Source organism: Tamlana sp. s12 (assembly GCF_016767215.1).
Taxonomy (GTDB): domain Bacteria; phylum Bacteroidota; class Bacteroidia; order Flavobacteriales; family Flavobacteriaceae; genus Pseudotamlana; species Pseudotamlana agarivorans.
Map to the genome: position 1 here is coordinate 519,913 of NZ_CP068547.1, position 22,919 is coordinate 542,831.

At 36.3% G+C, this 22,919-nt stretch carries 19 protein-coding genes, 1 tRNA gene and 1 pseudogene; 16 read left to right on the forward strand and 5 right to left on the reverse strand.

Annotation, left to right across the window (positions count from 1 at the left end; all coding sequences use genetic code 11):
- Window positions 1-52 precede the first annotated feature (52 nt).
- Window positions 53-769, forward strand: a complete 717-nt coding sequence (locus JJL45_RS02200) for a DUF3298 and DUF4163 domain-containing protein (protein WP_068600963.1) — start codon at window positions 53-55, stop codon at window positions 767-769.
- A 14-nt stretch (window positions 770-783) separates the two neighbouring features.
- Here the strand turns inward: JJL45_RS02200 and JJL45_RS16290 are convergent, their stop codons facing one another.
- Window positions 784-1,155, reverse strand: coding sequence for a DinB family protein (locus tag JJL45_RS16290; RefSeq protein ID WP_082935823.1), 372 nt, complete (start codon window positions 1,153-1,155; stop codon window positions 784-786).
- 123 nt (window positions 1,156-1,278) lie between these two features.
- Between JJL45_RS16290 and JJL45_RS02210 the strand changes: the two genes are divergently transcribed.
- The 5 genes and pseudogenes from JJL45_RS02210 (at window position 1,279) to JJL45_RS02230 (ending at window position 4,987) form a co-directional block, all read left to right on the forward strand.
- Window positions 1,279-1,629, forward strand: coding sequence for an arsenate reductase family protein (locus JJL45_RS02210; RefSeq protein ID WP_068600961.1), 351 nt, complete (start codon window positions 1,279-1,281; stop codon window positions 1,627-1,629).
- Between the two features lie 213 nt (window positions 1,630-1,842).
- Entirely contained in the window at window positions 1,843-2,283 is a 441-nt protein-coding gene (locus tag JJL45_RS02215; protein ID WP_068600959.1) for a PID-CTERM protein-sorting domain-containing protein, read from the forward strand.
- On the forward strand, window positions 2,270-2,866 hold the full coding sequence (locus tag JJL45_RS02220) for an exosortase/archaeosortase family protein (protein ID WP_068600957.1): 597 nt from the start codon (window positions 2,270-2,272) through the stop codon (window positions 2,864-2,866). Before JJL45_RS02215 ends, JJL45_RS02220 begins: the two co-directional genes overlap by 14 nt.
- Complete coding sequence (locus tag JJL45_RS02225; RefSeq protein ID WP_068600955.1) at window positions 2,844-3,299, forward strand: hypothetical protein; 456 nt, start codon at window positions 2,844-2,846, stop codon at window positions 3,297-3,299. The genes JJL45_RS02220 and JJL45_RS02225 overlap by 23 nt, the downstream gene beginning before the upstream one ends.
- Before the next feature lie 733 nt (window positions 3,300-4,032).
- Window positions 4,033-4,987: pseudogene (locus JJL45_RS02230) on the forward strand (ISL3 family transposase).
- Window positions 4,988-5,072: 85 nt separating this feature from the next.
- On the opposite strand, the gene JJL45_RS02235 reads toward JJL45_RS02230, so the two are convergent.
- Together JJL45_RS02235 and rseP are read right to left on the reverse strand one after the other, a co-directional pair.
- A tRNA-Asn gene (locus JJL45_RS02235) sits at window positions 5,073-5,146 on the reverse strand.
- 73 nt (window positions 5,147-5,219) lie between these two features.
- The gene (gene rseP / locus JJL45_RS02240; RefSeq protein WP_068601726.1) at window positions 5,220-6,563 is read right to left on the reverse strand and encodes an RIP metalloprotease RseP; all 1,344 of its coding nucleotides are present in this window, start codon (window positions 6,561-6,563) and stop codon (window positions 5,220-5,222) included.
- A 199-nt stretch (window positions 6,564-6,762) separates the two neighbouring features.
- Between rseP and JJL45_RS02245 the strand changes: the two genes are divergently transcribed.
- From JJL45_RS02245 to JJL45_RS02265, 5 genes are all read left to right on the forward strand, one after another.
- Window positions 6,763-7,428 (forward strand): SCO family protein, encoded by a 666-nt coding sequence (locus JJL45_RS02245; protein ID WP_068600953.1) that lies wholly within the window; start codon window positions 6,763-6,765, stop codon window positions 7,426-7,428.
- A gap of 554 nt (window positions 7,429-7,982) precedes the next feature.
- The gene (locus JJL45_RS02250; protein ID WP_067145183.1) at window positions 7,983-8,219 is read left to right on the forward strand and encodes a ferrous iron transport protein A; all 237 of its coding nucleotides are present in this window, start codon (window positions 7,983-7,985) and stop codon (window positions 8,217-8,219) included.
- Window positions 8,212-10,311: a ferrous iron transport protein B gene (gene feoB / locus JJL45_RS02255; RefSeq protein ID WP_068600948.1), complete on the forward strand. Its 2,100-nt coding sequence runs from the start codon at window positions 8,212-8,214 to the stop codon at window positions 10,309-10,311. The genes JJL45_RS02250 and feoB overlap by 8 nt, the downstream gene beginning before the upstream one ends.
- Window positions 10,312-10,331: 20 nt before the next feature.
- The gene (locus tag JJL45_RS02260) at window positions 10,332-10,469 is read left to right on the forward strand and encodes a FeoB-associated Cys-rich membrane protein (protein ID WP_082935822.1); all 138 of its coding nucleotides are present in this window, start codon (window positions 10,332-10,334) and stop codon (window positions 10,467-10,469) included.
- Window positions 10,470-10,847: 378 nt separating this feature from the next.
- Window positions 10,848-13,091 (forward strand): TonB-dependent receptor, encoded by a 2,244-nt coding sequence (locus JJL45_RS02265; protein ID WP_068600945.1) that lies wholly within the window; start codon window positions 10,848-10,850, stop codon window positions 13,089-13,091.
- 36 nt (window positions 13,092-13,127) lie between these two features.
- Here the strand turns inward: JJL45_RS02265 and JJL45_RS02270 are convergent, their stop codons facing one another.
- Window positions 13,128-15,659: a hypothetical protein gene (locus JJL45_RS02270; RefSeq protein ID WP_202664222.1), complete on the reverse strand. Its 2,532-nt coding sequence runs from the start codon at window positions 15,657-15,659 to the stop codon at window positions 13,128-13,130.
- 509 nt (window positions 15,660-16,168) lie between these two features.
- Window positions 16,169-16,618, reverse strand: coding sequence for a DUF3157 family protein (locus tag JJL45_RS02275; RefSeq protein WP_068600942.1), 450 nt, complete (start codon window positions 16,616-16,618; stop codon window positions 16,169-16,171).
- 296 nt (window positions 16,619-16,914) lie between these two features.
- Here JJL45_RS02275 and JJL45_RS02280 point away from each other — a divergent pair, with 296 nt between their 5' ends.
- The 5 genes from JJL45_RS02280 (at window position 16,915) to JJL45_RS02300 (ending at window position 22,893) form a co-directional block, all read left to right on the forward strand.
- Window positions 16,915-18,066: an aminotransferase class I/II-fold pyridoxal phosphate-dependent enzyme gene (locus tag JJL45_RS02280; RefSeq protein ID WP_068600940.1), complete on the forward strand. Its 1,152-nt coding sequence runs from the start codon at window positions 16,915-16,917 to the stop codon at window positions 18,064-18,066.
- Entirely contained in the window at window positions 18,063-18,476 is a 414-nt protein-coding gene (locus tag JJL45_RS02285) for a DUF2007 domain-containing protein (protein WP_068600938.1), read from the forward strand. Before JJL45_RS02280 ends, JJL45_RS02285 begins: the two co-directional genes overlap by 4 nt.
- 48 nt (window positions 18,477-18,524) lie before the next feature.
- A complete protein-coding gene (gene bioD / locus JJL45_RS02290; protein WP_068600937.1) occupies window positions 18,525-19,145 on the forward strand; it encodes a dethiobiotin synthase in 621 nt (206 codons plus the stop codon).
- Window positions 19,146-19,291: 146 nt separating this feature from the next.
- Entirely contained in the window at window positions 19,292-20,557 is a 1,266-nt protein-coding gene (gene bioA / locus JJL45_RS02295; RefSeq protein ID WP_068600934.1) for an adenosylmethionine--8-amino-7-oxononanoate transaminase, read from the forward strand.
- 1,121 nt (window positions 20,558-21,678) lie between these two features.
- Entirely contained in the window at window positions 21,679-22,893 is a 1,215-nt protein-coding gene (locus tag JJL45_RS02300) for a beta-ketoacyl synthase N-terminal-like domain-containing protein (RefSeq protein ID WP_068601724.1), read from the forward strand.
- Window positions 22,894-22,919 lie beyond the last annotated feature (26 nt).

The following is a 22,919-nucleotide window of genomic DNA, read 5'->3' on the forward strand; positions in this document are numbered from 1 at the left end:
TTGAGGTATTTTAAACTATACCTACAATTATGAAAAACTCCTTACACAAACTATGCGTAATTTCAAACACTTATTCATTTACTTAGCAGTATTGTTATGCTTATCTTGTGATAAGGAATTTAATATTAGCTTTTCTGAAGTACACATCTCACCAAAAAACAACAGTATCGTTGAAATAAACATCCCAAAAGCTTCTGGTAAAGAGTCAGTTGCGCAACTAATTAACCAAACCATAGAGCAAAACGTTATTTCCTCTATTCAAACAGGATCAATAGATAACGAAAATATTCAGGCAAAATCTATTAATGAAAGTGTCACCACTTTTGTAAACGAATACGAAGCTTTGAAAAGAGATTTTCCTGAAAGCCCCCAAATTTGGGAGGCTCAAATTGACGGCGAGGTTCTATATCAATCGAAATCAATTATCAGTATAGCCATTACCTCATATACCAATACAGGTGGCGCCCATGGAAATTTAAAAATTACTTTCCTAAATTTTAATGCTGAAAACGGTCAGTTAATAGCCAATAAAACGCTTTTTAGCGATATAGACGCCGTAAAAAAAATTGCTGAACCCTATTACAAAAAAACAATTGAAGACAAAAGCATACTATTAAATCAGGATCAATTTATCCTACCTTCAAATATGGCTTATACCGAGGATGGTCTTGTTTTTTTATACAACACATTTGAAATCGCTGCCTATTCTGAAGGCATTATCGAATTTAAAGTCCCTTACAACGAAATTGAGTCTTATTTACTTTTTTAAAGCTTTCATTAGAGCTAATACATAACCATAATAAATCCTTCATATATCACGGCGAATTGCAAAGCATCCTCTATTCGGCTTATCGTATTCCCAGTTGTTGCTACTGTATTTCCCGTATAGCTTTTAAAAACACCTTGACTATAATCTTTCTGCGTTTTTTCTATACTAGAATTCAAAAAGTTTTTTTTCTCATGAAGTTCATCCAGACATATAGCGCTTTCAGGCTTGGTACCTTTTCTATACTTACCGATAAGATGTATTGGTATGGCGACTTCTAATCCCGAAAGCTTGTAACAGAACAATCGCTGTGTCACTACACTATGAGCGATATTCCAAATGATATTATTGTTAAACTCTTCAGGAATTTTATTTAATCGTTTAAGAATATGTTTCTATAATACCTTTAAATATATTCCTAGTATTCCTTAAAACCTCAAAGGTAAAATCCCTTTTTTAATTCATTTTTCGATAAATATACTTTTAATTTGTTTTATCAAAAACCTTAATTTATGAAAAAAGTATATTACCTAAAGACTTGTAGCACCTGTATACGCATATTAAAAGAGCTAAATTTACCTTCAGATTTCATTCTGCAAGACATAAAAACCGAACCCATAACTGTTGATCAATTAGACCAAATGAAAACGCTTTCTGGAAGTTATGAAGCTTTATTTAGCAAAAGAGCGAAGCTTTACAAAGAGATGGATTTAAAAAACCAAAATCTAACAGAACGCGACTTCAAACACTACCTTTTAGATCATTATACTTTTTTAAGTCGTCCTGTAATTATTATTAATGATTCTATTTTTATTGGAAATTCAAAGAAAACAATAGCAGAAATAAAATCCTTACAACTTTAAAAACAACCCGTTTGTCTAGTTTTATAAAAAATCAAAGAAAAATACTCTAATTAACTAGCTTTTAGATATTTCCGTTTATCGATAAAATTAACACGAGTTTGTGTTTCAAAGTAAAAAAAGCACGCTATATCGAAAACTTCAGCTAAAAAAGTTTCTGAATTAAATTCCTGATTACTTTTATATACGCTATTATTAATATTAAACATTAACAAGATGAAAAACAAAAAGAAATCAGTTTTTGGGCTCATTAATGTATTTGCGATATTGCTTGTTTTTTCGATTACAACAAACACGCATGCCGCAACTTCAACATCGAGCTCACCCCTTCCAGAATCAAATTTAAGCGCACTAACCTTAAGCATCACACCTGTAGCGTTAACCACTGTTATTGGAGATCGAGACAAAGGCCCGTGGGCCAAAAGCTCGTCTAAAGACAATGGAAAAAAGAATAGGTTTGACAAAGGAGGTGACAGAGACCAAGGTAGTAAAAATCGTAACGGCTGTTCTCACAAAAGAGGATGTAAATGTGGTGGTGATAATCCAGCCCCTCCAACTGACGACATCCCTCTAGATGGTGGTTTAAGTCTTTTGGCTTTAGGTGCAGCAGCTTTTGGTATTAGAAAACTACGTGGAAACAAAAATGCTAAAGCTTAACTCAATAAAAAATGAAATTCCATTACCAATAAGGCTTTTTCTAGGAAGAGCCTTATTATTTTATATTATATGGGAAATCCTTTATAGCCTTTTTATTTACGACTCAACCTATTTAGATAGAGCCTTAACTTCACATGTTGGAGAAGCCTCTGTATCCCTATTAAATAATTTAGGCAATATGTCTGGATTTGTAGCTACCGACAACCTTGACATTACAACCAATGAAGGTGAAAACATCTCACGGTTTTACACGACAATTAGCCACCACGGTAATAGCATTTTAAATATAGCAAATGTCTGCAACGGACTAACACTTATGGCGCTATATATCGGGTTTATAACATGTATCCCTGCGAATTTTTGGCGTAAATTAAAATATATAATTCTAGGAATTATTATCATTGATTTTATTAATATCCTAAGATGTGTTGGCTTAATCTATTTAAGAGAATATTTTCATGTCTATTTCGATTTTGCACACCACTATTTATTTAAAGCAATAGTATATACTTCAACATTTCTAATTTGGACCATTTTTACCCGAAAAATCAACCTAAAACATGCCACTTTACAAAACGGATAAAGCTCGGTTCTTCGCAGGCCTACTTATAATCATCTTAATCTACTCCTTATATTACATATATTTTGTTGAATATTACCTTTATTTTGACGAAAACAATGATGTTATAAAAACACCTAGAATTATAAGACAAATAATTAGATTTACAACAACCATAGTTGTATACCTTATAGGCACCATTCATTTAGGCAAACTAAAAGACTCTTGGATGTCTTCACTATGGCATCTTGTACATATTTCCGGATTATGTATCCTAACATCATTAGGACTATTCGATTTACTTATAACCGATATTGGTCACAAATTAAAAACATTCTGTATTTCCGTTCAAGAAATTCTAATTTCACCGGTTTTATACGTAGCCATGGGATTACTTAACAGTTCCTTAAACAAATCAAACAACACCGAACTTACAGATTCTGGTTCTAAAAATTAGATTACCCTTAATACTACCAATAATTTTACTTATTCAGGTTTTAAAAATCTAAACAAGACGCTTGTTAATCATGAATTTATACGATTCCATATCACATAATTCTAGACTAAAAAAACCTCATTAATGATTGTGGAATAATTAGGCGGTAACAGCACCAGCTTCATTTTTCCATTAACCGCACAATAAATAAAACCGATAAGTCTTCGGCTCATTTAATGCTTTTAACCGCCATTCCATATTAATTACCAACCCTCAAGCATCAATTATTTTACGGTATATAAGAGTTTCTATGAACCCCTGCCTCTTCTTTATAAGTAAAACATCATATGTGTTTACCAAAATGCATGACACTCCTTAATAAATGCTTCCTTCACAGGCATGGCCGTATATGTATTTTGAAGAAGACCCCTAAAATTTAGAATATCATATTGGATCAATCCTATAAGTGTTCTCGATGTTTCTTCTTTTGAAACTGCTTTTCGTGCTTCAAAAGAAGAAACATCGAGAACACTTATAGCTCATGGTTTTCACAAGGAAGTCACTATTCAAGATTTCCCCTTAAGAGGTAATACCGTATATCTTCATGTCAAACGCCGTAGATGGTTTGATAAACAAACAAATGAAGTGGTTCAAAGAGATTGGAATTTAGTAGCCCAGGGAACACGGATGACCACCGAGTTCGCTGCTTTTTTAAAAGAAATTAGTAGATACTAAAGCTTACGATTGCCATACTATAGGTGGTTTTTATAATATTGATGGTAAAAAATTTAGCAGACAATATCGAGACTATCTCAGTGAATTTAAAGCCTGGAAACAAAAACCACACGCCAAGCAATGGCTTATCTTTCCAGAGAATATTGGAGCTTATTTATCTATCGATGAAACAGCTCTTTCTAAAGGAGAGCTCTATACCATTATTACCAATAAAAAAGCTAAAGGAAAAAAGGGCTGTATTGTGGCAATTTTTGCAGGCACAAAAGTTGAGCCTATTGTAAAACAGCTTCTCACCATATCAGCTAAAAAAAAGAGCAGAGGTGAAAGAAATCACATTAGATATGGCTAACTCAATGAAAACCATAGCAAAGAAATGCTTCCCTAAAGCCACACAAGTTACAGATCGATTTCATGTACAAAAACTAGCCTTAGAAGCTTTGCAAGACATAAGAATTAAACACCGATGGCATGCTATAGACTTAGAAAATGACGCCATTAAAATAGCCAAATCCGCTAACAAAACATACAAACCAAAGCTCTTTAGTAATGAAGACACCAGAAAACAACTCTTAGCCAGAAGCCGATATTTACTATATAAATCACCCTCAAATTGGACCAAAAACCAATATGAAAGAAGCAAAATACTCTTTAATGAATACCCTGACATCAAAACCGCCTTTGGACTAGTACAAAAGCTTCGAAATATTTTTAATTCAGCTAATTCAATAAAAATAGCATATACCAAACTTGCACATTGGTATAAAGAGGTGGAACAATCTGGATTTAGAGCTTTTAAAACAATAGCAAACACCATAACGGTAAACTATCGTTCAATACTCAATTATTTTATCAATAGAAGTACAAATGCTTCTGCAGAATCCTTTAATGCTAAAATTAAAGCGTTCAGAAGTCAATTTAGAGGAGTCAAAAATATAGAATTCTGCCTTTTTAGATTAACCACAATTTTTGCATAAACACAACAATTAGGATTGATCCATAAACTTCTCACCCAATTTAATCCACAAAAAAACCCAATACTTTCGTATCGGGTTTATGTTGCTCCTTCTCTTGGGCTCGAACCAAGGACCCTCTGATTAACAGTCAGATGCTCTAACCAACTGAGCTAAGAAGGAGTGTTGCTGTTTTGCTTAGCGAGTGCAAATATAAAAGCTTTTTTAGTTTCTGCAAACATTTTTTAAAAAAATTTTATTCAAATAATGCTTTATAAATATCATTACCATTTGCAAAGAGTACTAAAGCTATTAAAAGGAAGAATCCAACCATCTGTGCATACTCCATAAATTTATCGCCAGGCTTTCTTCCAGAGATCATTTCATATAGTAAAAACATGACATGTCCGCCGTCTAACGCAGGAATAGGTAATAAATTTAAAACACCAAGCATAATAGATAAAAAAGCTGTAATGCTCCAAAAGTACTCCCAACTCCAAGTGCTAGGAAATATATCGTAAATAGCTTTAAACCCACCTACACCTTTATAAGCACCTGTGCTAGGTGAAAAAATAGCTCCTAACTGATCCCAGTAAGACACTACTTTATCCTTTGCCTTTGTAACACCAACTGGAATAGACTCGAAGAAACCATAATCTTTAACATCAAACTTATAATATCCTAAAGCCTCTAAAGTTTTTGGTGTACTAGCACCTAAAACCACGCCAAGCTTTCCTTCGGAACTCACTTTAAGTGGTAAAGAAATTTCTTGATCCTCGCGTTTTATCGTTGCAGCAATTTCCTGCCCCTTCAATGTTTCTAATGACGCGATAACTTGATCGGCATATTTTGTAGCTTGATCATTCATCCCTACAATGATATCGCCTTTTTTTAAGCCACTCGAATAATTTGCAGAGCTATCTTGCACTTGAACTACCACAAAAGGTTGTCTTAAACTAATGAATCCTTTTTCCTTGGCATCCATTAACTGAGATAAAAAATCTACAGGCATGGTTACGGTAGATGGTGTACCATCACGTTCTATTTCAATCTCATGACCAAAAAGCACCTTTTCTGAGATGTCTGAGAATTTTTCAATTTTTTCACCATCAACAGCAATGATTTTGTCTCCAGTATGCAATCCAGCCTTGTTAGCCACAGAGCTTTGTACTAGAAGACCATCATTAATATTTTCTACCGGTAAAAAGGTGTCCCCATAAAAAAAGCTAATACCTATATATATCACAATGGCTAATAAAAAATTCACGGTAACCCCACCAAGCATAATAATTAAGCGTTGCCAAGCTGGTTTCGAACGAAATTCCCAAGGCTGTGGCTCTTTGGCCATTTGCTCGGTATCCATACTCTCGTCTATCATTCCCGATATTTTTACATATCCGCCAAGAGGTAACCATCCAATCCCATAAACCGTATCCCCTATTTTCTTTTTGAATAGTGAAAACTTCACATCAAAAAACAAATAAAATTTTTCAACACGCGTTTTAAACAGCTTTGCAGGAATAAAATGTCCCAATTCGTGCAAAATAATGAGCAACGAAAGGCTTAGTAAAAACTGAGAAATCTTTATAACAAAATCCATATGATAGTCTAACATTTTTATAATCGTGCAAAAGTAAGGTTTTAAACCAACTTTGGGAAAACAAATAAACAAAGCCATACGATTTAACATCATTTTATATATAAACCGTACCAAGCAAGGGCATTTCTTATCTATTATATTTTTAGACACAGGAGAATCATCGTATTTTTGCAGGCATCTAATTTTCATAACAATCTTTATGTTATCATTTTTTAAGGATTACAAAATATTCGCCATTGTTTTCATGATTGTTTCCATTATTATTGTTTCAATCATTTACAATACTTTAAACGTATACCAACCCCTACCTATATACCAACCTACCATGGTACAACCTGAATTGGTTGATAGTACGCTTCATTATAAAAAGAAATACCATAAGATTGCCGATTTTAGTCTAACGAATCAAAACGGTAAAACGATTACCCAGGAAGACTACAAAGACAAAATTTATGTTGCCGATTTCTTCTTCACGACATGCCCTACTATTTGTCCGATTATGACCAAAAACATGGCTAGCATTCAAAAAGACATATTAAATGATGATGATGTTATGCTGCTTTCACATTCGGTTACTCCAGAAATTGATACCGTTGCACAGTTAAAACGATATGCCATTAAAAAAGGCGTAAACGACAAGAAATGGAATTTAGTTACAGGTGATAAAAAACAGATTTACGAATTGGCCAGAAAAAGCTATCTAGCAGTTAAGGACAATGGCGACGGCGGCCCTTTTGACATGATTCACACCGAAAACTTTATGCTAATCGATAAGAAGCGTCAAATTAGAGGGTTTTATGATGGCACCAGCCCTGAAGAAATTGAGCGCCTACTTGATGATATTACAATTTTAAAACAAGAATAACTTTAGTTTAAAGCAAAAAAAGGCGCTTCATGTGAAGCGCCTTTTTTTTAATCTTATTTTATTTATTTGTAACGTCTTTTGGCATTCCAAACTAATGAGCTTGTATTGCTAAAGGTTTTAGTTACTGTTCCTACTTTCGTTTCTGCTGCTACTTTTGTAATATTTGTAATTGTTGTCATATTTTATTTTTTACTGGTGCAAAATTACGACGCTTATATACGTAAGAAAACAACAGGCTTGGTGTGTATGTATGTTAAATTAACATTAAGTTTTCCTACAGTGCTTTTAATCGATGAATATGATATTTTTAACGACAATTCATTGTATAACAGACTAGTCACTGCTTTTTAGTTTCTTTTTTTTAGGATATCGTCACTGCGTTAGGGATTGCAGTGGAAAGCCCACAGCGCTTTTTTTTTAGCGCGAGGACTTGTAACGTAAAGCCCGACCTTTAGGTAACGCCAAAAAAAATAATTACATATTATAAACTCATTACCTTTTAGGTTTTAAAGTTTTAAAGTATTTTTGCTTCTTTAAAATCAATCTAAATAGCATTGCAAGATACTTTAGCACAATTAGAACACGGTGAAAGTGCCATCATTACCGATGTGTCTTCCGTTCATATTCCTCTAAAACTTTTAGAAATGGGCTGCCTACCTGGTAACACCGTACAGTTAGTACAGCTAGCGCCTTTTCACGACCCTATGTATTTAAACATAAATGGATCGCATCTTGCTATTAGAAAAGAAACTGCAACCCACATATTAATTGAAAAGGTAAGGCATGAGTAAACAGATTAATGTAGCTCTAATAGGTAATCCGAATACAGGAAAAACCTCGGTTTTTAATGCCTTAACAGGATTAAACCAAAAGGTTGGAAACTACCCAGGCATTACGGTTGAAAAAAAGGAAGGTGTTTGCAAGCTACCAAGAGGCCTTAAAGCTCATATAATTGATTTACCTGGAACTTACAGTTTAAACGCGTCATCACTTGATGAAAGTGTGGTTATTGAATTGCTGCTAAACCAGAATGATAAAGATTTTCCAGACATTGCTGTGGTTGTTACCGATGTAGAAAATTTAAAACGTAACCTTTTAATTTTTACACAAATAAAAGATCTTAAAATCCCAACGCTACTTGTCATAAACATGGCCGATAGAATGAGTTATAAAGGGATTTCTTTAGATATTGCATATTTAGAAGAACAACTACAAACAAAAATAGCCCTTACAAGTACGAGAAAAAAAATTGGTATTGATACGCTAAAAGAGCTTATTGCAAACTACAAAGAAGTGCCTTCTGAACCCTGTTTAGACATCGCTCAAATTGATGCTAACTACTTTGAAAATTTACGCAAGGCTTTCCCGAATCAGTTATTATACAAACTATGGCTTGTTATTACGCAAGATGTAAACTTCGGTAAAACTGACCGCAAAGAGTTTGATGCTGTTGCAGATTTTAAAACAAAAAGTGAGGGCGACTTAAAACGTCTTCAGCAAAAGGAAACCATTAAGCGCTATCAATACATAAACAACGTTCTTAAAAAGGGACAAACTATTGATGCTACTCAAGCTAAAGATTTACGTTCTAAACTAGACCGTGTATTAACACACAAAGTATGGGGTTACGTGATTTTCTTTATCATATTAATGGCTTTATTTCAATCTATTTACGACTGGGCTACTGTGCCTATGGATATGATTGACTCGGCTTTCGCTTTTTTAAGTGAATGGACAAAAGACCATCTGCCTTCGGGAGCTTTTACAAATTTACTTTCTGAAGGTATAATTCCTGGCTTAGGTGGTATTGTTATATTTATTCCACAAATTGCCTTTTTATTTCTCTTTTTAGCCATTTTGGAAGAAAGTGGTTATATGAGTCGTGTGGTATTTTTAATGGATCGCGTTATGCGTCGTTTCGGACTAAGCGGAAAAAGTGTTGTCCCGTTAATTTCTGGAACAGCCTGTGCCATTCCAGCAGTTATGGCTACTAGAAATATTGAAAGTTGGAAAGAACGCCTTATCACTATTTTAGTAACGCCTTTTACAACCTGTTCGGCCAGATTACCGGTTTACCTAATTATTATTGCATTAGTTATCCCAGACGGTAGCTTCCTAGGCTTCAGTTATCAAGCCCTTACCTTAATGCTATTGTATTTATTAGGTTTTGGAACGGCTGTCGGTTCGGCTTATATTTTAAACAGAATCCTTAAAATAAAAAGCAAATCGTTTTTTGTGATTGAAATGCCTAATTACAAATTACCTTTATTTAAAAATGTTTTTTATACGGTGGTTGAAAAAACCAAGGCCTTTATTTTTGGTGCTGGTAAAATCATTTTAGCCATCTCTATTGTCCTATGGTTTTTAGCATCTTATGGCCCTGGTGAAAATTTTAATAGTGCCGAAAACATCATCACTGAACAATATGCTTCGGATAATTTAGAGGAAGAAGATTTAGAACACAAAATAGCCCAATACAAATTAGAACACTCTTATATTGGTATTGCGGGTCGTGCTATCGAGCCTGCTATAAGACCTCTAGGCTACGATTGGAAAATTGGTATTGCGATTATTAGCTCCTTTGCTGCCCGTGAAGTTTTTGTGGGTACCTTAGCCACTATTTACAGCGTAGGTAGCGATGACGAGGAAACCATTAAAAATAGAATGGCTGGTGAAGTGAATCCTATTTTAGGCGGCCCTTTATTTACTTTTGCATCGGGTATTTCGCTATTGCTTTTCTATGCTTTCGCTATGCAATGCATGAGTACTTTAGCCATTGTAAAACGAGAAACAAACTCTTGGAAATGGCCCGTTTTACAACTGGTAATCATGTCTATTTTTGCTTATGTTGTGGCCTTAATAGCCTTTCAATTATTGAAATAATAAATTCTAACTAAAAACACATGAACGCCTTCATTCAAAACATATTGGTTATTGCAGCGCTTATTTTAGCTCTGGTGTTTTTAGTTAGAAAATACATCTGGAAAAAGAAAAAGCCTAAAAAAGGCTGTGGTGGTAACGATGACTGCGGTTGCCATTAAGGCAATAAGCGTCTAGAAGTTAGACCTATCTCATTTTGAACTGTTGACATAATTTACCTATCCTCCTCTTTACTATTTTGCTGATCTAAGTAGCTTACCAAAACCTTTACCTTCCATGAGTGTAAAGAGATATTTCGACAAGCTCAATATGACAAGTAATAAATTATAAAGGCTTCACAAACGATTTATATTTTATATCATACCCATTCCCGAGAAGCATCTCAGCATGGCTTCTGTATAACAATCTAAACACTTTTTAACTTTAACCTTCCATAAGTTTGGAGCATATCAACCCTACTTCAAGCATATTACCTATTTTCTTATTTTTATTTTTAGTCTTATCTAAAAATATATTTATATTTGAAAAAATTAAATTTAATGAAATATCTAATAATATTTTTTTGTTTAACTTCAACAATCATAAATGCTCAAGATATTACAGGTCATGTGTTATTTGACAACTTACCACTAGCCTATGCAAACGTTTATTTGAAAGGCACACGGCAAGGCACAACAACAAATGAAGACGGCAACTATAGCCTTAAAAATATTCAACCAGGAAGCTATACTATCATTGTTTCTTATACCGGATTTAAATCTGAATCAAAAGCCATAAATATCGCTAATGAAGATATTGTGATAAATTTTAATCTAGAAACATCTGCAGATCTGGAAGAAGTGGTTGTTACTGGAACTTTAAAAGCCGTTTCAAGATTGGATAGCCCTGTTCCTGTTGAAGTGTACAGCCCTACGTTTCTAAAGAAAAATCCAACGCCTAATATTTTCGAATCTCTACAAAACGTGAATGGTGTACGTCCACAAATTAATTGTAGTGTTTGTAACACCGGGGATATTCACATCAACGGACTCGAAGGTCCATACACCTTAGTCCTAATAGACGGCATGCCCATTGTTAGTGGCTTGTCTACCGTTTATGGTTTGTCGGGTATACCAAATTCACTTATTGAACAGGTAGAAATCGTAAAAGGCCCAGCCTCCTCACTTTATGGAAGTGAAGCGGTAGGTGGTTTAATTAACATTATCACTAAACGCCCCGAAAATGCCCCCTTATTTTTTGCGGATAGTTTTGTTTCAGGCTGGGGAGAATGGAATTTAGACATGGGGTTTAAAGCAAAAATTGGTAATAAAACCGATCTGCTTTTAGGGGTGAATTACTTTAACTACAGCAACCCTATTGATAATAACAACGATAATTTTACCGATGTAACGCTTCAAGATAGATTATCGGTTTTCCAAAAATGGAATTTTAAACGTAAAGAAAATAGAGTTTTTTCGTTAGCAGGGCGATTCTTTTATGAAGACCGTTGGGGTGGAGAAATGCAATGGAATCCATCTTATCGCGGTGGCGACGATGTTTATGGCGAGAGTATTTACACGACGCGTTACGAATTATTAGGAACCTATCAACTTCCTGTGGCCGAGAAAATGATGCTGCAATTTTCGTATACCGATCATGATCAAAATTCCGTTTATGGAAACACCCCTTATCTGGCAAAACAACGAATTGGATTTACACAACTTACCTGGGACAAACCGCTTAAAAAGCATGATTTATTATTTGGTGTTGCAGCCCGATATAATTATTATAATGACAACACGCCTGCCACTATAACTGCCGATGAAATAGTTATTCCTTCACTTTTTGTTCAAGATGAAATGGTACTTCATAAAAAACACCGTTTACTATTGGGTGCGCGTTATGATTACGATACGCGCCACGGGTCCATTTTTACACCACGTTTGGCTTATCGATTTAAACCTTCAGACCAGGCTATTGTTCGACTTAATGCTGGCACAGGTTTTCGCGTGGTAAATCTGTTTACCGAAGAACACGCGGCGCTAACAGGCTCAAGGAATGTTGTTATTACTGAAAATTTAAACCCAGAGCAATCCGTTAATTTCAACTTTAATTATTTACAGAAATTTTACAGTAAAAAAGGCATGATGTTCACCTTAGATGCTTCTGCTTGGTACACCCATTTTTCTAATTTAATTGCCCCCGATTATGAGACTAACCCCAATCAAATTATTTACTCTAATTTGGAAGGCAAAGCAGAAAGTAAAGGTGTTAGCGTTAACTTAGATGCCAATTTAGCAAGTGGCATTAAGATGCTTTTAGGGGCAACAGTACAAGATGTTACCACCACCCATAACAACGTCACACAACGCCAAATACTAACCGAAAACTTTACAGGAACCTGGGGTATTTCATATAAAAATTACAAATACCAAACTACAGTAGATTACACAGGAAATATTTATGGCCCCATGCGTTTGCCTCTATTAGGGGATTTAGATCCTAGGTTACCCGAATCACCTGTTTGGAGCATCCAAAACATTCAGTTTACATTTGACGGTTTAAAAAACTTTGAAATTTATGGTGGTGTTAAAAACCTTTTGAACTGGACGCCTAACAAAGGTAACCCCTTTATTATAGCTCGAGCTCATGACCCTTTTGATAAAGATGTAGCATATGACAATAACGGAGACGTTCTTGTAACACCAGATAACCCTTATGGTTTAACTTTCGATCCCACTTACATTTACGCACCAAACCAAGGGAGGCGATTATTTATAGGCCTACGTTATGCTTTAAAATAAAAGCGTATCGCCTACCCTTAAAATTTAAACCACCCCTTAGCGTTTTAACAATTGCCCCAAGCCTTTTTTAGTTAAGACTTGGCCGTTAGAAAGTTTAATTTCGGCAATATAGACCCTACTTAAATTAGGAAGATGATAACTCTCTAAACTCTTATTTGTCTCCAAATTATATATTTGTTGTCCCATTAAATTATAAATTATAATTTGTTTTATTTTTAAAGGCTCTGGGATTTCAAAAAGCACCTCATCATTTTCTAATGCTATAATTTGCAGGTCATCAGGATTTAAAACAAGTGGATTGTTCGATAATGTTTGCTCCTGAAAAACAATTTCAAAACGGTCAATAAATTCGCCCGTTTGCGATGAAGAAAATGTATAGTCGTTTCGACTTAAATTCCACTGTTTAGCTGGAGACTGCGCTTTATCTATTAAAAAAATGTCGTGATTGTTAAAAAAGTCGCCTTCTGTTTTGTGTATGGTTACGGTGTATAAAATAGAAGCTCCTAAAGTGGTTTTAAAACCTAAAGGAATCACTTCATTCTCGCTAAGACTGCTTGAATTTTTTCCTTGTATAACAAACTTTTTATCTACACCTGGAATGGTTGAATACAACAAGGCTCCATATAAAGGGTTTATGTGCGCATCGTAAGAGAGGCCATCATCCATATCGGTTGCTCCATCAACATAGCCTACTAAGAGTTGGTTAGAGGTGTTGTCGGTAGAGTTTAAATTAAGCCATAATTTATTGGCTTGGGGTTGCTTGGTTTTAGAGTTGTTATTTTCTTTAAAAAATACGCTGTTAGAATTATCATCGGCGGCTCTTATACTATTGTCAAATGTGATTTTTACAGCGTTTACACCTGTTTTAAAATTGCCATCAAATAAAGAAACAAAAAAGCTTTGCCCTGAAGGTATTGCATATCCAACACTTGAACCAGCAGGAGCAGGCACTTGACCATCACCACCGGGATCGATATCTCCAGTACCATTAAGTATGGCGTAATCGGCAGTATTAAAATTAACTTGCTGGTTTCCATTTAAAATAGAAGAAGGTGGAGCATTCTGTGACCAGAAATAGATAACAGTTTCAAGTTCGGGGTTTAAGGCAAAAAACAAATCAGAATCGATTGCCGAAGGATATGGGTTGCCTATTAAATTCCAATTCGTATCGCCGAAATGGTCATCATTTCTGTACGCGTCAACCTGTATAATGCCATTGTTAAATGCACCTGAAAAGATAGCCATAAATGTGCTTCCGGATCCAGATCCATTGGCGTTAAAATAGCTTGGAGTGGTTGTGGTAATATAGCCTATACCTGGCTGCATGATGGTATTACCGCCAGTTAGCGTCCAATCGTCGCCATTATCGTCAATATCGTCGTGACCTGTAACCAGATTGTTATCATTATTTGATTCTTTAAAGGCGTCCAAATAATTTTGGGCATTAAAAGTAAACAAGCGGTTGGGATTGTAATGCGGTAAAGCTGTAGAAATTTGCGCACCAGCTACTGGCGAACTCCAATAGGTGTATTCGTACCAGGCGTCCATGGGAGCGGTTTCGCGATGAAAAGACATGTTGCCATTGTTTGTAACCAATCCATTGTCGTTATGCTGTACTAAAGCGCCGCCATTTTCAATAACAAAAGAGCCACCACTGTTTACGGTAACGTCATTCTCTACAACTACTGCAACAGCGCTATCTATAGTTAAAGTCACACCGTTATTTACGGTTAAGTTACAAGCTTCAAATGCACCGCCATCAAAATCGGTATTATAATCAGCAGCTATAATAACATTGGCATCTATGGCTGGTGTACCAGTCCAGCCACTACCATCCCAGGTTGCCGTACCTCCAAAGCAAAATCCAGGTATAGGGTCGCCCCAAATTTCGATGTTATCTATGGCGATGTCTTCTTCACCGGCATCTAATTTAAAAGAAACCACAATATCTAACGTAGAACCTGTTTGTGTGATGGTGTTTGTAAATTGGGCAAAATTATTACCAAGCTGAGTACCGTCACCATTACCATCAAAATTGGTATCTATAGCAGAAGGTTTATCATCTGAACCTTGACCACCTACTGGAGGTACAGCCTCAACCCACATTAAAGGAGTAGCAGTTGAGCTTCCGTCTATAAAGCCATCAAAATGAACGTAGTCGTCTTGTTCCCATGAAAATGTTGGGTTTCCTGCACTATCATCTTGATCTTCCGCTAAATACACACGAAATTCTAAATTTTGATAGCCAGCGATATTGATATTCGTAATAGTTAATGTAAAAGGTAAGGTGCTACCGCTAACACCATCTATATCTTGAGCGGCAAAATAGTATTCGCCAGGACTTGGGAAGCCATAGTATCTCATATTTGACTGAGAGATTCCTGCATCATTTGTTCTTTTGAAAAAGTCATTATCTTTTCCTTGAACATCAGTATCCCCTTCGGCAGGATTGGTGGTATAACCTCTAGGAGTCTCGGTTTCAAAATCGAGAATATACAATTGTTGGGCTTGTCCAGTTACAAGATGGCAAGTTAAGAGCAGCCATAGAAGTGATAATAGTTTTTTCATTTTGAGGGATTTTTACAATAACACTTTATTCCGTAGGTTAAAAAATACGTTGCTTTACTTTTCGTAAAACTTTTTTATAACTACATGATAAACACCAGAAGTTCCACATGGATTAACATCTGGAATTTTAGTGTTTTAGAATTGTTAATTTAGTGAAAATCAGACTATAAAAAAAATAATCTTAACCCTTGTTATTTATACGTACATTGTGATGCCCTTGACCTGTTTTTTATGTTTTTCATCGAAAAATTATGGCCATCTGCAAAAAATATTGAAAAGAATACAGGGGCTTTATAAAAAATTCAGGTAACATTATGCTGTAAAGTAGCCTTTACATAACGTTGATCAATATCTAAACCATTAAAGATATGGTTACAGCCCCCAATCGTACTAAACCTTATAAGATATGCCCTAAACTTTTAAGATAGCTTTCTTTTTTCTGGTCTATAAAATTATAAGGCAAATGTAGGCAGCTCATATAGCCTAAGTAGAATAAAAAAATACGGTCGTTAAAAAAATTTTCCAGCTTCAATAATAGAATTACCAACACGTTTATATTTTACCTTGGTACCCTTGGCACAAAACATGTAAACAGCCTTAGATTTTTGTTCTTTAACCCATAATAGGATGACCTCACCAGCCTGGCAATCGTAATCGCTAGCTACTTTTTGTTTAACATGATCTATGGTAGCTCTCCCTTTTTTAAGCTGGCTTTGTATTTTAGAATTTAATTTAGGCTCTTCGTAGTCGGCTGGAATTTGGCATCCCTCGGTATTTTCGGCTTTAGCCACGGCAGCTTCAATTGCGTTTGGTTCTGGAGCTTTCGCATCAATATACTCCCAAGTAAAATCGGCTTTAAGTAATACACGTCGCCCATCCTCTGTTTTAACAATATGGTTATTTTGGGCAAAACTTAGGACTGTAACAAAAAATAATAGGGTTAGAATGCCGTATTTCATGGGTTTCGTTTATTTTATTGGTATCAAAAGTACAGAAATTAATAGAAACAAAGCATCCTGTTTAAGCTTTAAGCTGTATGCAATAGGCAGTATACTAAATCCGTGTTCATTCGTATACTAAGCTATTCGTTAAAATGAGACCGTACTTTGAGGTTTTGTAACTTTGTAACTCTACAATACACCCCCAGCCCCCTCAAGGAGGGAATTGGCTCCGACCTAACATTTAACGATCATTTCCGCGAAACTCAGCGTTACCTCAACGTAACCTCTGTGTAACAATTCACTATATTTACGCCATGTTTCCAGAAAAGCTACATCGCAAATTAGAAAGCCGAAAGACCGACAACGCCCTGCGTGAACTTGGTAAATCAAACGATCTCGTCGATTTCTCATCTAACGATTACCTAGGCTTTTCTAAAAACGAAACCATTTTTAAAGCTAGTCATGCGCTATTAAATGAGCAAAATATGCTTCAAAATGGTGCAACAGGTTCACGTTTGCTTTCAGGAAATCACAAATTATATCCCATAGTAGAAAAGCAATTAGCCAACTTTCATAACAGTGAATCGGCCTTAATTTATAACTCGGGTTACGATGCCAATATTGGTTTTTTTGCCAGTGTACCGCAACGTGGCGATATTATTTTGTACGATGCTTATAGTCATGCGTCCATTCGCGATGGTATGCTTATGAGCCATGCGAAGGCCTATAAATTTATGCATAACGATTTAAGCGATTTAGAAACACTGTTAATTCGTTTTACGGAAGGAAGCGCTCATGATAAACAGCATATTTATGTCGTTACCGAATCTGTTTTTTCTATGGATGGCGATTCGCCAGATTGTATTCGTTTGGTGAACCTCTGTAAAAAATATGCTGCTTATTTAGTGATTGATGAGGCGCACGGCCTTGGTGTTTTTGGAAAACATGGCGGCGGACTCATACAACACCAAGGCTTGGAAAAAGCCGTGTTTGCCAGAATTGTAACCTACGGAAAAGCCTTAGGATGCCACGGCGCTGCCATACTGGGTAGCGACCTTTTAAAACAATATTTAGTTAATTTTTCTAGGAGTTTAATTTACACCACGGCACTCCCGCCTCACAGTTTGGCTACCATTCATGCCAGTTATACAGCACTAGAGCAAACTCAAACACGCCAGAAACTGAAAGAAAACATCCAGTTTTTTAAGTCCGAAATCATTAAAAACCAGCTTCAAAAGTTGTTTATAGAAAGTGATTCGGCCATACACTGCTGTATCATTTCAGGAAACGACCGGGTAAAACACATAGCCAAACATATTCAGAATTCAGGTTTTGATGTCAAGCCTATCTTATCTCCAACGGTTTCAAAAGGTCAGGAGCGCTTACGATTTTGTTTACACGCCTATAACACCGAAGCTCAAATTTCTGAAGTTTTAAAATTACTAGCACCCTTGGTAACCTCATGAGCAATCGTTTTAAAACCATAGCGCGATTTCAGTACTCTACCGAAGCCCAAATTGTAAAAGGCCGATTGGAAGCCGAAGGTATACAGGTTTTTTTATCCGATAATTTAACCATCGATACCGATCCGCTAGTAAGCCATGCCATTGGTGGGGTGAAGCTAAAAGTGCTATCCAAACAAGCGTTAAGGGCACAACATATTCTAGAATCCATTAGTAAATATTCCATAGACGACGAAGGCCAAACCATGGTTTGTCCAAATTGTAAAGGCCAAAAAATTGCCCTCTTTTCAACAATTAAGGATGCTAAATCATTATTCTGGTTTATTTTTGGCGTTTTATTTTCATCGCTTCCATTTTATATGAAACATAAATATAGATGCGAGTTGTGCCAAACGGAGTTTAATATCAAATAAACAACACGTTGCACGTCCATAGGAATGCGATACAGAAAATCATGCAGCATGACGAAAAAAACAAACACTTATTTCATAACAGGCATTTCTACCGAAGTTGGTAAAACCGTGGCCTCGGCCATTGTAACAGAAGCTTTGGAAGCCGATTACTGGAAACCCATTCAGGCTGGAGAATTAGACCATTGCGACACCAAAAAAGTGCAAAATTTAATCTCCAATACCAGCACAAAATTTCATCCTAACGCCTATGCATTAAACACGCCTATGAGTCCGCACGCTTCCGCGGAAATTGACGGCGTTACAATCGATTTAAAGCAGATAAACCCTCCCAAAACCAACAATCATTTGGTTATTGAAGGTGCTGGTGGTTTGTTAGTTCCTTTGAATGATGAAAACACGATTTTAGATATTATCAAACCCAATTATAAGGTTATTGTGGTGTCTAGACACTATTTAGGAAGCATCAATCACACGCTTCTAACCGTAAAATTATTACAGGAAAAAGGATTTGAAGTCTCTCTAATTTTCAGTGGAAACGAACATAAAACCACAGAAGACATCATTAAAAAAATGACCAAAGCTCCCGTTATTGGAAGGATTGATGAAGAACCGTATTTTGATAAAAATGTGATTCGGGAATATGCTGATAAATTTAAAACTAATTTGTAACGTCTTTGGATCAACATCGCAACGTCACCCTGAAGTTGTTTCAGGGTCACATCAACACATGAATCTGAATATAATTACGTTAAAATAGCAGTACAACAAGAACAATGAGATGCTGAAACGAGTTCAGCATGACGACAATGAAGCTTATGACACTACAACAACGCGATAAAAAACACCTCTGGCACCCGCTTACCCAACATAAATTGCACCCCGAATCTATTGCCATTACAAAAGCAAAAGGCTGCGTGTTGACCGACGAAAATGGTAACGAATATATCGATGCTATCGCCTCATGGTACACCTGTATGTACGGGCACTGCAATGATTATATTACCAGTCGAGTTTCAGAACAAATGAAACAGCTGGATCAAGTGGTTTTTAGTGGATTTACACACGAACCCGCCGTGAAACTATCCGAAGCTTTAATCAACATACTTCCCGATAATCAACAAAAAATATTTTTTAGTGATAACGGCTCCACATCGGTTGAAATTGGTATTAAAATGGCCCTACAATATCATTTTAACAATGGCGAAAAACGCAATACCCTAATCGCTTTCGAGGATGGTTTTCACGGCGATACCTTTGGCGCCATGAGCGTTTCTGGACTCTCGGTTTATAACGGTCCGTTTGAAGAGTTTTTTCTCGATGTGAAACGTATTCCGGTTCCAAACGGTGAAAATTTAGAGGCCATTTTAGCACAATTAGAAAAAATCTCTAAAGACCATAAAGTCGCAGGGTTTGTTTACGAACCTTTGGTTCAAGGTGCAGCAGCCATGAAAATGCACGATGTTAATGACTTAAATGCCATTTTGCAATTTTGTAAAAGCCAACACATTATAACTGTTGCCGACGAGGTGATGACGGGCTTTGGTAAAACCGGTAAACATTTCGCATCGTTACACATGGAAACCAAACCAGACGTTATGTGTTTAAGCAAGGCGCTTACTGGCGGATTACTTCCTATGGCATTAACTACCTGTTCACAAGATATTTACGATGCTTTTTATAGCGACGATATCGGAAAAGGCCTTTTTCACGGACACACCTACTCGGCAAACCCTCTAGCTTGTACAGCTGCTTTGGCGAGCATAGAATTGCTACAAACCGAAGCCATTCAAAGCAATATACAGCGCATTATAAACTCACATCAAGCTTTTGGCGAACACATTAAAAAGCATCCTAAAGTAAAAGGTATCAGACAATCGGGGGTTATTTTTGCCTTAGATATAGATGTAGAAATGCAGCGCTACGGAAATCTGCGTGATAAACTGTTCAAGTTTTTCATGGATCACGGCGTGTTTTTACGACCGCTCGGAAACACCATTTACATTCAAGCGCCTTATGTAATCACAGAAACTCAGTTAGAAAAAATCTATCAAGTTATTGAAGAGGCATTGGATATTGTTTAATGAATTAGAGAAATTAGTGTCAAAGCCAACTTTTACTTCATCTCAAAGTTGTTTTTCTCTCTGCGTAACTCTGCACATCTCGGAGTAAGAATTACTATTTTTATTTCACAAAGGTTCACGGAGCTACACTGAGAGACACAGAGGCTTCGCGTTGTTTTTTATTCACGAATTACACAGATTGTCACGAATAAATTTACACGTAAACAATTTGTGTGAATTCGTGAAATAAGTGTCAAAGTTATTTTTCTCTCTGTGTGTCTCTGTGGAAACTCTGCGCACCTCGGCGTAAGAATTACTATTTTTATTTCACAAAGGTTCACGGAGCCACACAGAGAGGCACAGAGGCTTCGCGCTATTTTTTAGACACGGACTACACAGATTGTCACGAATACTTTTAAGCGTAAACAATTCGTGTAAATTCGTGAAATTAGTGTTAAGATTAAATGTTATTTCAATTGAAGATTACCTCATGCTCCGCGTGTCTCTGTGGAAACTCTGCGCATCTCGGCGTAAGAATTACTATTTTTATTCCACAAAGATTCACGGAGCCACACAGAGAGGCACAGAGGCTTCGCGCTATTTTTTAGACACGAATTACACAGATTGTCACGAATAATTTTGAGCCTAAACAATTCGTGTAAATTCGTGAAATTAGTGTCAAAGTTATTTTTCTCTCCGTGTGTCTCTGTGTACCTCTGCGCATCTCGGCGTAAGAATTGCTGTTTTTATTTCACAAGGATTCACGGAGCCACACAGAGAAGCACAGAGGCTTCACGTTATTATTTTTTTTGAAAATTAAAAAGGATGCAATTTCAATAAAAATGTTAACAATGAGTAATCCCTAACGCATAAATAGTACTTTTGTGAACTAACGTAAAACTGAATTTTGATCTAAAAAATTAACAAGCGATTTGCCTGAAGTGAACTTTAGAGATTATCCCCTTGAGGGGACTTTAGGGGTGTTCAAAAGTGTTTTTAAACTCCAATGTACATACCAACTTCAACAAAAGCTACTTGACAACGTTCAATGATGTTAACTTTTTAGATTCACATCACCATATTATGAGATGCTGAAACACCTTGCTTGCCGGCAGGCAGGAGTTCAGCATGACGAGATATTTATGCAACAACCCATTTCCATTACAGCCATATCGTCTATTTCTTCCTTAGGAAAAACACCCGACGAAGTTTGGCAAAGTTATTTAAAAAATAGCCATTGTTTGACTTCAAAATCCGTTTTGAATCAAGAGCTACCAGTCGCTCAAATTCCAGAGCATGCTAAAGGGGATATTGAGGCTTTAAAGCAATCCGATCAAAAATACAAGTCTTTAGATCATTCTGTTTTATATGCCATTTACGCTTCTAGAGCTGCTGTAAAGCAAGCCAAATGGCATGCTAGTGATAATTTTGGAATCAATTTAGGTTCTTCCCGAGGAGCAACCGAACTTTTTGAAACCTATTACGACTCCTTTTTACAATCCAACAAGGCTGAAACATTGAGTTCACCAACCACAACCTTAGGCAATATCGCATCTTGGGTGGCTCATGATTTACAAACTGGAGGCCCAGAAATAAGTCACTCCATAACCTGTTCTACAGCTTTGCATGCCTTGTTAAACGGTATTGCTTGGATTAATTCGGGCATGTGTAATAAATTTTTGGTTGGAGGAAGTGAAGCGCCATTAACGCCATTTACCCTAGCGCAAATGCAGGCGCTAAAAATATATTCGCAAGTTAAAATTCAAAACGATGGTCACGCTGATAGTCACGATCAGCTTGTCGAAGCGCACGAAGCAACATTCCCATGTCGCGCCTTAGATCTCGAAAAAACCAAAAACACCATGGTTTTAGGTGAAGGTGCATCGGTAGCTTGCTTAGAAGCCGGCATTCAGGAGGATGCCTTGGCGATTATTAGTGGCTATGGGTATGCAACCGAAATTTTAAAACATAACATTTCTATTTCTAGTGATGCCCAGTGTTTCCAGAAATCGATGAAAATGGCTCTTGGCGATTTAAATCCCGATGAGGTCGATATTATTGTTATGCACGCTCCAGGGACTGTAAAAGGCGATTTATCGGAAGTAAAAGCCATCGAAAAAGTGTTCCCTAACCCACCAGCACTTACCACCAACAAATGGAAAATTGGGCATACTTTTGGCGCTTCGGGGGCTTTAAATATCGAATTAGCTGTTTTGATGCTTCAAAAGCAGCATTTTATAAGTGTTCCTTTTTTAAAGCATCAAAAAGAACCAAAAAGAATTAAAAATATTTTAGTAAACGCTGTTGGTTTTGGTGGTAACGCGGTTTCTATTTTAGTATCAAAAGCTAACAAATAAGTTGCTTTCCTTTTTGGAAGGCCTAG